The 11,717-nt window shown below is 54.5% G+C and carries 8 protein-coding genes; 6 read left to right on the top strand and 2 right to left on the bottom strand.

The annotated features are described in order from the left end of the window. The first annotated feature begins 18 nt into the window (after positions 1–18). Positions 19–1,656 carry an ABC transporter substrate-binding protein gene (locus J5067_RS16260; RefSeq protein WP_264651557.1) on the top strand — a complete coding sequence of 546 codons (1,638 nt, stop codon included), beginning with the start codon at positions 19–21 and terminating at the stop codon, positions 1,654–1,656. Positions 1,657–1,741: 85 nt separating this feature from the next. Here the strand turns inward: J5067_RS16260 and yacL are convergent, their stop codons facing one another. Further along, complete coding sequence (gene yacL, locus J5067_RS16255; protein ID WP_264644610.1) at positions 1,742–2,107, bottom strand: protein YacL; 366 nt, start codon at positions 2,105–2,107, stop codon at positions 1,742–1,744. Positions 2,108–2,649: 542 nt separating this feature from the next. Further along, a complete protein-coding gene (gene acnB, locus J5067_RS16250) occupies positions 2,650–5,247 on the bottom strand; it encodes a bifunctional aconitate hydratase 2/2-methylisocitrate dehydratase (protein ID WP_264644609.1) in 2,598 nt (865 codons plus the stop codon). Positions 5,248–5,707: 460 nt separating this feature from the next. On the opposite strand from acnB, the gene J5067_RS16245 reads away from it, so the two are divergent. The 5 genes from J5067_RS16245 (at position 5,708) to J5067_RS16225 (ending at position 11,696) form a co-directional block, all read left to right on the top strand. Further along, entirely contained in the window at positions 5,708–7,318 is a 1,611-nt protein-coding gene (locus tag J5067_RS16245) for a methyl-accepting chemotaxis protein (protein ID WP_264651556.1), read from the top strand. Positions 7,319–7,449: 131 nt separating this feature from the next. Next, positions 7,450–8,166, top strand: coding sequence for a GntR family transcriptional regulator (locus J5067_RS16240; protein ID WP_264627820.1), 717 nt, complete (start codon positions 7,450–7,452; stop codon positions 8,164–8,166). 204 nt (positions 8,167–8,370) lie between these two features. Then, positions 8,371–9,348 (top strand): 6-phosphofructose-aspartate deglycase, encoded by a 978-nt coding sequence (gene fraB / locus J5067_RS16235; RefSeq protein WP_264627821.1) that lies wholly within the window; start codon positions 8,371–8,373, stop codon positions 9,346–9,348. 63 nt (positions 9,349–9,411) lie between these two features. After that, positions 9,412–10,257: a fructoselysine 6-kinase gene (locus tag J5067_RS16230; protein ID WP_264651555.1), complete on the top strand. Its 846-nt coding sequence runs from the start codon at positions 9,412–9,414 to the stop codon at positions 10,255–10,257. A gap of 119 nt (positions 10,258–10,376) precedes the next feature. Continuing rightward, positions 10,377–11,696, top strand: coding sequence for an anaerobic C4-dicarboxylate transporter family protein (locus J5067_RS16225; RefSeq protein WP_222158163.1), 1,320 nt, complete (start codon positions 10,377–10,379; stop codon positions 11,694–11,696). Positions 11,697–11,717 lie beyond the last annotated feature (21 nt).

Raw genomic sequence — 11,717 nt, 5'->3', positions numbered from 1 at the left:
AACGATATTGAGGTGCTTATGAATTGGTTTGACTTTCGTTTAGGGAAAAAGCATCAACCGCGTCCGGTGAAGCTAGCGGCAACGCTGGCGCTGTACGCTCTGTTAGCCACCAGCGGTGCCACCGTATACGCGCAAACGCCGGAGCCACAGCGCGGCGGCACGCTGAACATCGTCTTGAACGCCGAGCCGCCGACGCTGGTGGCGCTGTCCACCGTTGCGACGCCAAGCCTGAGTGTGAGCGGCAAGGTGACGGAGGGGCTGCTGAAATACGATTTCGATCTCAATCCACAGCCGCAGTTGGCTACCGCCTGGGAGGTCAGTCCCGATGGCAAAACCTATACTTTTCACCTGCGCAAAGGGGTGAAATGGCATGATGGGCAGGATTTCACCTCAGCGGACGTGGCCTACTCGATCGAACTGCTTAAAAAGTATCACCCGCGCGGTGCCAGCACCTTCGCCAGCGTCACTGAGGTGAAAACGCCGGATGCCAACACGGCGGTGATTGAGCTGTCACAACCTGCACCTTATCTGTTACGTGCATTGACCGCAGCAGAATCGCCGATGTTGCCCAAGCACATCTACGAGAATACCGATCCGCTTAAAAACCCGAACGGAAGCGCACCGATCGGCACCGGCCCCTACCTGTTTAGCCAGTGGGAGCGCGGTAGCCATCTGATCCTCAAGCGTAATCCTAATTATTGGGATAAAGAAAAGCCGTATGTCGATCAGATTGTGATCCGCTTTATTCCTGACGCCTCATCGCGTTCGGTTGCCTTTGAAACCGGCACCGTGGATCTTGGCTATCGCTCACCGGTGGCGCTCAGCGATCTGGATCGTTTGAAGGCGATACCAAAACTGGCGTTTGAAACCAAGGGCACCAGCTATTCCTATAACGTCTCCTCGCTCCAGTTCAATCTGGATGATGAGCATTTTAAAAACCTGAAAGTGCGTCAGGCGATTGCACACACGTTAGACCGAGAACTGATTCGCAAAGTGGCTTATTACGGCTATGCCACGGTGACCACCTCGCCCATCGCACCGGGGTTAAAGGATTTCCACGATCCGTCACCCTCGCCCTACGCTCTGGACATCAAACGCGCCAATCAACTGCTGGATGAAGCGGGCTATCCGCGCGATGCCAAGGGCATCCGTTTTAAAACCACGTTGGATTACAACCCGATCTCCGACGGCTTGAAACCCACCGGTGAGATTGTGCGCTCATCGCTGGCAAAGATCGGCATTGACGTCACGCTGCGTTCGCAGGATTTATCCGCCTTTGTGAAACGCGTTTATACCGATCGCGATTTCTCATTCACGTTAAACGGACATAGCAATCTGTTCGATCCGACGGTTGGGGTGCAACGCGTTTACTGGTCGAAGAATTTCCGCAAAGGCGTCCCGTTCTCCAATGCGTCTCACTACCAGAATGCTGAGGTTGATCGCCTGTTGGAAGAGGCGCAAACCGAAAACGATCCGGCAGTGCGTAAGCAAAAGTTTATCGAATTTCAGAAAATTGTCGGACGTGAACTGCCGGATATCAGCCTGATCTCACCGCAGTACATCACGATTTACAACCGGCGCGTACACGATCACTCACTCACGGCGGATGGCATTGAAAACACCCTGTCTGACGTCTGGGTGGAAGCGCAAAAGTAACAGAACAACGGTAATGCGCTCCAAGGGGCCTAGAGCACAGCATCTGAAGGAAACAGCGCCTGCGTTTAGCAACGCAGGCGTTTGATTATCGGGGGTGTTGCACAAATTCCCGGTACTTGGCTGCCAGCGCTAAAAAGTCATCCAACCCACACAGCGCCAGACTCTCTTCATCGTAATAGCTCATGCCCTCTTCCATCTCATCCATGGCGAAGGAGAGTTGATTAGCGCGAATCAGTACCTCTTCGCTATCCAGCAACAGGGTATATTCGTGCCCGACTTTTTGCCATTGGCGCTCACTGCCAGCCACATCGCGCGCCGCCTCTTCTACCTCGTCAAGCAGAGCAAGCTGTTCTTTGACTTCTTCGTTAAACCAGTGGCCAACGGCTTCGTGCCCCATTGACATACGCACAATGACCTGGCCTGAGACATCCCGCAAAAATTCATAATCCATGACGCCATCCTCCCACGGTAGTGCTTACTATCAAGTGTAGCGGGCCACAGTGCATCTCACAGTGATAGCCTGCAAATATTGCAAGGTCGCGCAGCGCGGCGGGGATGATACCCGCTATTGCGACAAAACGCGCACGTTTCTCTGGAAGAAACCAACAATAAATACTGTGACAATAAGCCAGCCGCTTGCCCCGGCTGAAAAAAAAGATGCTTTACACTCGCCAGACACGGAATACTGCATGGAGCACTAAATGGATATACCTGGCGTAGCAGCGGGCGGCGTATCCCCAAGGGACGACCGTATTTATGAGGATTCAAAAGGAAGGCCGGTTGGCATAGCCGCGATGTTCAACCGCATCACCAACACGCTTGAGCGCCCTAAGATAACACCGTCAATGACTCCGGAGGATAAACGCATTCTGGACACGCTGTTTAAGCGCTGCATCGGCCATGCAGAAGCCTACCTGCGTGCTCAACGGCGATCGGACAAAAAAAAGAGCCCCTATCATCAGGGGCTCTTGTCGTATTTATCACACACAGAAATTAGACAGCGCTTTGGAAAATCACCCCGTCCGCTTTCGCCGTATACTGATCCAGCCGATCGAAATTCAGGTAGCGATAAGTATCCTGCGCGGTTTTATCCACCTGAGCCATCGCGGCGAGATATTCGTCGGGGGTCGGCAGTTTGCCCAGCAGTGACGCCACCGCCGCCAGCTCCGCAGACGCCAGATAGACATTAGCGCCGGTGCCTAAACGGTTCGGGAAGTTACGGGTGGAGGTAGACACCACCGTTGCGCCATCGGCCACCCGCGCCTGATTGCCCATACACAAGGAGCAGCCTGGGATCTCAACGCGCGCACCGCTCTTGCCAAACACGCTGTAATAGCCCTCTTCTGTCAGTTGCGCGGCGTCCATCTTGGTCGGCGGCGCAACCCACAGGCGCGTCGGCAGTTGGCCTTTGTGCTGATCCAGCAGCTTACCCGCCGCACGGAAGTGGCCGATGTTGGTCATGCAGGAGCCGATAAACACTTCGTCAATCTTCTCGCCCTGCACATCCGACAGCCAGCGCGCATCGTCCGGATCGTTCGGCGCACACAGGATCGGCTCTTTGATGTCCGCCAGATCGATATCGATCACCGCGGCGTATTCCGCATCGGGATCGGCTTCCAGCAGTTGCGGATCGGCCAGCCATTTTTCCATGCCCTGCACGCGACGCTCCAGCGTACGACGATCGCCGTAGCCTTCGGCGATCATCCACTTGAGCAGCACGATGTTAGAGTTCAGGTACTCGATGATCGGGGCTTTATCCAGCTTGATGGTACACCCGGCGGCAGAACGCTCTGCTGACGCATCGGTGAGTTCAAATGCCTGCTCCACTTTCAGATCGGGCAACCCTTCGATTTCCAGAATACGGCCAGAGAAGATGTTCTTCTTGCCTTTCTTCTCAACGGTCAACAAGCCCTGTTTGATGGCGTACAGCGGGATGGCATGCACCAGATCGCGCAGGGTAATCCCCGGCTGCATCTTGCCTTTAAAGCGCACCAGCACCGATTCCGGCATATCCAACGGCATCACACCGGTGGCGGCAGCAAACGCCACCAGCCCGGACCCTGCCGGGAAGGAAATACCAATCGGGAAACGGGTATGGGAGTCACCGCCGGTGCCTACCGTATCCGGCAGCAGCATGCGGTTGAGCCAGGAGTGGATCACACCATCGCCCGGACGCAGGGAAACACCGCCGCGGTTCATGATAAAGTCCGGCAGCGTGTGATGCGTGGTGACGTCAACCGGCTTCGGATAGGCGGCCGTGTGACAGAATGACTGCATCACCAGATCGGCAGAGAAGCCAAGGCAGGCCAGATCTTTCAGTTCATCACGGGTCATCGGACCGGTGGTGTCCTGAGAGCCGACGGAGGTCATCTTGGGTTCGCAATACTGATCCGGACGAATCCCGGCAACGCCACAGGCGCGGCCCACCATCTTCTGCGCCAGTGAGAAGCCGCGCGTACTTTGCGCCACATCCTTCGCCTGACGGAAGACATCGCTCACCGGCAGGCCCAGCGCTTCGCGCGCTTTGGTGGTCAGACCGCGACCAATGATCAGCGGAATACGCCCGCCCGCACGCACTTCATCCAGCAGTACGTCGGTTTTCAGTGCAAAGGTTGCCAGCACGGTGTCACTGTCGTGCAGGCGAACTTCGCCTTGGTAGGGGTAGATGTCGATCACATCGCCCATGTTTAATTCATTCACATCCACTTCGATCGGCAACGCGCCCGCATCTTCCATGGTGTTGAAGAAGATGGGGGCGATTTTGCCGCCCAGCACCACACCGCCACCGCGCTTGTTCGGCACGTGAGGGATATCTTCACCCATAAACCACAGCACCGAGTTGGTGGCGGATTTACGCGAAGAACCGGTTCCCACCACATCGCCCACATAGGCCAGCGGGTATCCTTTCTGGTTGAGCGCTTCAATCTGTTTGATTGGGCCAACGGCACCGGGTTGATCCGGCGTAATGCCATCGCGGGCGTTTTTCAGCATCGCCAGCGCATGCAGTGGGATATCAGGGCGAGACCAGGCATCGGGTGCCGGAGAGAGGTCATCGGTATTGGTTTCACCGGTGACTTTAAAAACGGTGACGGTAATTTTCTCCGCCAGTTTAGGGCGAGACAGGAACCATTCGGCATCGGCCCAGGATTGCACCACGCGTTTGGCGTGCACATTACCTGCTTTAGCCTTCTCTTCCACATCGTAGAAGTTATCGAACATCAGCAGCGTGTGCGACAGCGCATCGGCGGCAATGGGAGCCAGCGCCTCATTGTCCAGCGCGTCAATCAGCGGATGGATGTTATAACCGCCTTGCATGGTGCCAAGCAGTTCGACGGCTTTTTCCGGGCTGACCAACGGAGAGTGGGCCTCCCCTTTTGCAACAGCCGCCAGAAAACCGGCTTTTACATAGGCGGCTTCATCAACGCCCGGCGGTACGCGGTTCACCAGCAGATCCAGCAACACCTCTTCTTCGCCAACAGGCGGTTTCTTCAGCGCGTCTACCAGCGCTGCCATCTGTGAAGCGTCTAACGGCTTGGGTACGATGCCCTGTGCAGCCCGGTCGGCCACGTGCTTGCGATATTCTTCTAGCACGATTCTCTCCTCGCTCTCATTGTCTTCGTTATGTCCGGCGCTCTCGCTCCCGGTTGTGATGTCCATACCCGGTTACGCGTCAGGCGATGTGTCCTCCGCCTGTGAAAATGTAGGGTGGCGTATCCGGCAGTAAGATCGTCATGCACTCCAGCATATCAATTTTTGAACGTTTTGTTAATTCCGTTTACATAAAAGCAACATAAATAACGCAGCGTTGGCTGCTCACGCAAAGGCACACGCCCTGTAAAGCATGATGGGAATAAACGTTTTTTACTTGAGCATACCACGAGCATCCCTTATCGACATATCCTCCGAACGCGATTGGGGTTTACATTAGGTAACTTTCAACAATTTCAGCTTGTTATACTGCCCTCGACCTATAAAAAAGACGTATGTAAGAATTCCCGTATCTTGCCGTAGCTTAACATCACCAGGGGTTGGAAAGTGGATAGGTATCACCATGTCTTTTTTACGCAATATGACCATCAGAAAGGTGCTGCTGATGGTGTTGACGCTGTTTCTTTTGCTGTGGGGCGGCGTGGCGTGGTTTACGCTCTCCGCCCTTAATCAGGCAACGCACTATTTGATCGTGGGTAACACCCAGGTGGAAGGGCTGAATATGCTGACCAAGGGTGCCAATCAATCCATGAACACCGCAATCCGCCTTAATCAGGTGGTGACGCTGATGCAAAGCGGCAAACTGACCGACGTCGATGCCACGCTGGCGCAGGCGGTCGACGAATACAAAAACAGCGCCGCCAGTCTGGACGCCTTCAAAGTCATGCCCCACCCGCAGGTTGCGCAGCAAACGGTCGATGAAACCGTGCAAAACTGGCAGAACGTCCTGCAACAGGGTTTGCAACCGATGATGAGCGCGCTGCAAGAGAAAAAATTTGCCGAATATCGGCGCGTATTCCGCGATGATTTTCATCCGTTGAATGAAAAGTTTATTGCGGCCGTCAATGGCTATCAGGCAGTCGCCGCCGATAACCAAACCGTGCAAACCATCGATCGTCTGGTGTCATGGTGCAAAAACATCCTGATGGCGGCACTGCTGGCCGGTGCGGTGATTCTGTTGCTCACCGATCGCTATCTGGTCGGCTGCGTCATCAAGCCGCTCACCGCGATCCGCTATCATTTCCGCACCCTGACCGAAGGCAAGCTGGAGAAAAATCTGGATGGCTTTGGCCGCAACGACGCCGGGCAGTTAGTGCCCTATTTACGGGAAATGCAGGACAGCCTGAAGGCAACCGTCATTGCTATTCGCGGCAGCGCCGACGCCATCTACGTGGGTACGTCGGAGATCTATGCGGGCAATAACGATCTCTCCAGCCGTACCGAGCAGCAGGCGGCAGCACTGCAACAAACGGCGGCCAGCATGGAGCAGTTGGGGACCACGCTCAAGCACAACACCGACAATGTCCATCAGGCCACGCGTCTGGCAGAAAAGGCCACCGGCGTGGCGAAACAGGGCTGGGAAATGGGCAAAGAGCTGGGTGGCATTATGGACAGCATCGCCGCCAGCTCGCATAAAATCACTGACATCACCAGCATGATCAACAGCATCGCGTTCCAGACCAATATTCTCGCGCTGAACGCGGCGGTCGAAGCGGCGCGCGCCGGTGAGCAAGGACGCGGCTTTGCCGTGGTTGCCAGTGAAGTGCGCAATCTGGCGCAAAAAAGTGCGCAGGCCGCCAAAGACATTGAAACCCTGATTGCCGAATCCGTCGAGCGCGTCGATGCCGGTGCGCGTCATGTAACCCGCACCGGCGATGTGATGGATAGCATTATTGAGGCCATCGGTCAGGTGAATGCGTTGATCGAAGAGATTGCTACCGCGTCCGATGAACAAAGTCAGGGCATCCATCAGGTAAGCCAGGCAATTAATGATATCGATGGCGTCACGCAACAAAACGCCGCGCTGGTGCAACAATCCGCTGCCGCAGCGGCATCGCTGGAAGAACAAGCACGCCAGCTCACGCAGGCGGTGGCGATTTTCCAGGTCAACGATGTACCGCGCTATCAGGAGCAGACAACCGCGTTTATTCCGCGTCTGGCGGCCTCTTCCTGAGCGGTTAAAATCAACGACAGCGGGCGTTGCACACGACCGGTATGCGTTACGCAGGCCAACGGTATCCATAAGAGAAAGTATTGTATGCTATCCTTGCGCGAGGGCGAGGATAATACAAAAGGATACTTAACGTGAATCTGCCGGATACCACGAGTGCAACACCGCTGTATAAACAGCTTGAAGAAGCGCTGAAAGAGGCGATTCTCAGCGGTGAATTTCCGCCCGGCCAGCAAATCCCGACCGAGAACGATCTGAGCGCCAGCTGGAATGTCAGCCGCGTCACGGTACGCAAAGCGCTGGATGCATTGACGCGTGAGAAGCTGCTGACCCGCGTATCGGGTAAAGGCACCTTTGTATCAGAAGAGAAATTTCAGCGCAGCATGACGGGTATCATGAGCTTTAGTGAACTGTGTCGTTCACAGGGGCGGCGACCCGGCGCTCGCACCATCAAATCCGTGTTCGAACCCGCCAACAAAGAGATTCGTGAACGCTTTGGCATGGGCAAAGAGGAAAAAGCGGTGGTGCTGGAGCGCATTCGCTATGCCGACGAGGTGCCCGTTTCGCTGGAAACCGTATGGTTTCCGCCGCGTTTTGCCTTCCTGATCAACGAAGATCTGAATAATAACTCGCTGTATGACGTCCTGCGCCAACGCTACGATCTGTGGTTTACCCACTCCAGCAAAGTAATCGAACTGGTGTACGCCAATTTCGACGTCGCACACTACCTTGGCGTCGCCGAGCGCCATCCGCTCATCTCGATCATGAGTGAAATGGTAGACAACCACCGCGATATCTCATGCATTTCCCACCAACTGGTGGTCGGTGACAAGCTGCGTTTCACCGTGTAATCACTTTTTCTTTCTGTTCATCGCGTCCTGTTACGGCTTAAATCGGGATCCGCATCGCGGGTCCCGATTTTTTATGGTCGCGTGTATTGCCATAAATGTATCTCAATGTTATACACATATAACAATACATTTAGATACATTGAAGATTCAATGTGCAAGGCATGACGTGATAGCGCCAATGTCGGCAGCGACCGAAGAGGAAAAGTGATGAGTATTAAACAGATTATCAGCGACATCGTAGCCAGCAAAACGGAGAAAGGGGGCGTTAAGCACGTTTACTACGTCGCCTGCGGGGGCTCCTATGCGGCGTTTTATCCGGCGAAAGCCTTTATTGAGAAAGAGGCAACAACGGTGTCTGTCGGGCTGTATAACAGCGGAGAGTTTATCCATAACCCGCCGGTAGCACTGGGTGAAAATGCCATCGTCGTCGTAGCGTCTCACAAGGGAAACACGCCGGAAACCATTCAGGCGGCAGCGCTGGCGCAAAGCCGTGGCGTGCCGGTTATCGGGTTAACCTGGGTAACGGATTCACCGCTGGTAGCTCACTGCGATTTTGTTGAAAGCTACAGCTTTGGCGATGGCAAAGATATCGCGCAGGAGAAAACGCTGAAAGGGCTTATCAGCGCCGTAGAGATCCTGCACCAGACCGAAGGCTATGCCCATTATGATGATTTCCAGGATGGTCTGAGCAAAATCAACCGCATTGTTTATCGTGCCTGTGAACACCTGAGCAAACGGGCTGCGGCCTTCGCTCAGGAATATAAAGATGACAAGGTGATTTATACCATGGCCAGCGGAGCCGGTTACGGTGCGGCCTATTTGCAAAGCATCTGCATTTTTATGGAAATGCAATGGATCCATTCTGCCTGTATTCACAGCGGCGAATTTTTCCACGGTCCTTTTGAAATTACCGATGCCAACACCCCCTTCTTTTTCCAGTTTTCTGAAGGCAGCGCGCGCGCCGTCGATGAGCGCGCCCTTAATTTTTTGAAAAAATATGGCCGTCGGATAGAAGTGGTAGATGCGAAAGAATTGGGCCTATCCACCATCAAACCCAGTGTGATTGATTATTTTAACCACTCACTGTTTAACAACGTGTACCCGGTATATAACCGCGCGCTGGCAGAGATTCGCCAACACCCATTAACCACCCGCCGTTATATGTGGAAAGTGGAATACTGATAACACCTGGGGAAATAGACTGGCAGGGACGCCCCCAATAACGTTCGCGCATAAGGAATCACGATGAGCATTAAGGTGATAGGCATTGGTGACAATGTCGTCGATAAATATCTGCACACCGGCATCATGTATCCCGGCGGCAATGCGCTGAATTTTGCCGCCTATGCGCGACTCGCCGGTAATGAGAGTGCGTTTTTAGGGGCGTTCGGTAGTGACGATGCCGCTCGCCACGTGCAGGCAACGCTGCGTGAATTGGCCGTTGATACACAGCGCTGTCGTCACTACGACGGCGAGAACGGCTATGCCTGCATTCGGTTGAATCAGGGAGACAGGGAGTTTGTTACCAGCAATAAGAATGGCGTATTGCGCGAACATCCCCTGCATTTGACACCCGAGGATATGGATTATATCGCACAGTTTGACCTGGTCCATTCCAGTTTAAACGGACACCTCGAAACGGAACTGGAAAAAATAAAACTGCGCAATATCACTCTGTCATTTGATTTCTCCGCGCGAGGAACAGATGACTATTTTAAACAGGTTTGCCCGTGGGTGGATTATGGTTTTGTCTCCTGCGGTACGTTAACACCCGACGAAACACAAATAAAAATAAGGCAACTTTATGATTACGGTTGTCGCCATATTATCGCCACCCGGGGACATGAACATGTTTATTACCATTCTGAAAAAATACGTATCACCTGGCAGCCGGAATATATCGAACCGGTCGATACGCTGGGTGCCGGAGATGCATTTTTAACCGGTTTTATGCTCTCGCTGTTAACCGCCAAGCCGTCTGAACCGAGCGAAGACGACGTCCTTCGAGCCATGACGGCGGGCGGAACAGCGGCACGCCATGTACTTAATCATTATGGTGCCTTCGGGTTCGGAAAATCGTATTCCGAATAATAAAAGGCCCTTCATACAATTTACCCTTAATAGTTCGGGTTGCAGCCAACGCGCCTGCAACGTGAAGTATGACGGGTACTGATGTCTGGCATTCAGCCCGTAATAATCTGGGGGTAGGTATGTTTTGGACGGAATTAGCCTTTATTCTCGTTGCTTTGGTTTTTGGTGCCAGGGTCGGAGGGGTATTTTTAGGGATGGTGGGCGGTCTCGGCGTCGCCGTACTGGTGTTTGTTTTTGGCCTGACACCCTCTTCCCCACCGATTGACGTGATTTTAATTATTCTGGCCGTGGTGCTGGCAGCCTCCTCGTTGCAGGCATCCGGCGGGCTGGATCTTCTGGTACGGTTAGCGGAGAAAATGCTACGCCGCCACCCGCGCCACATTACCCTGCTGGCCCCCTTTATCTGCTACCTCTTCACCTTTATGTCGGGCACCGGGCACGTGGTGTATAGCCTGCTCCCGGTCATCGCTGAAGTTGCCCGTGGCTCAGGGATCCGCCCGGAACGTCCGCTGTCGATTTCCGTGATCGCCTCGCAACAGGCGATTACCGCCAGCCCGATCTCGGCCGCGATGGCTGCCATGATCGGTTTGATGGCACCGCTGGGGGTTTCTATCGCCACCATTATGATGATTTGCGTGCCTGCCACCTTGATCGGCGTCGCGGCTGGCGCTGTGGCTACGTTTAACAAGGGCAAAGAGCTGGCAGATGACCCGGAATATCAGCGCCGGTTGGCGGCAGGATTGCTTAAACCTGTCGAACACACGCAGAAAAGCGTTGAAATCGCACCGCATGCCAAGCTGTCGGTGCTGCTGTTTCTGACCGGTGCGGTGGTGATTGTGCTGCTTGGTCTGATCCCCGGCTTGCGCCCGCTGGTGGAAACCGCCAAGGGCCTTCAGCCGCTGTCGATGTCCGCCACCATTCAAATGGTGATGCTGAGTTTTTCCTGCATCATCGTACTGCTGTGTCGCCCACCGATTGATAACATCCTGAGCGGCACCGTATTTCGTGCCGGTGCGCTGGCTATCGTGTGCGCGTTTGGCCTTGCCTGGATGAGCGAAACCTTTGTCAGCAGCCATATTGGGCTGATCAAAGCGGAAGTGCAGACCCTGCTTCAGTCCCACACCTGGCTTATCGCCATCATGATGTTCTTTGTTTCAGCCATGGTCAGCAGTCAGGCGGCGACCACGCTGATCCTGCTGCCGCTCGGGCTGGCACTGGGGTTACCGGCTTATGCGCTGATTGGCTCCTGGCCTGCGGTAAACGGTTACTTCTTTATTCCGGTTGCCGGACAGTGCCTCGCCGCGCTGGCCTTTGACGACACCGGCACCACTCGCATTGGCAAGTACGTGCTAAACCACAGCTTTATGCGACCTGGATTGGTCAATGTGGTGGTTTCCGTGGTGGTGGGGCTGACGCTGGGCAAGCTGATTATCGGCTAATCCACGGTTCTACACCGCATA

Origin of the sequence: Candidatus Symbiopectobacterium sp. NZEC151 (assembly GCF_025962655.1) — a bacterium.
Classification (GTDB): domain Bacteria; phylum Pseudomonadota; class Gammaproteobacteria; order Enterobacterales; family Enterobacteriaceae; genus Symbiopectobacterium.
Note: the sequence above shows the minus strand (reverse complement) of the source record. Positions and strands in the feature narration are given on the sequence as shown.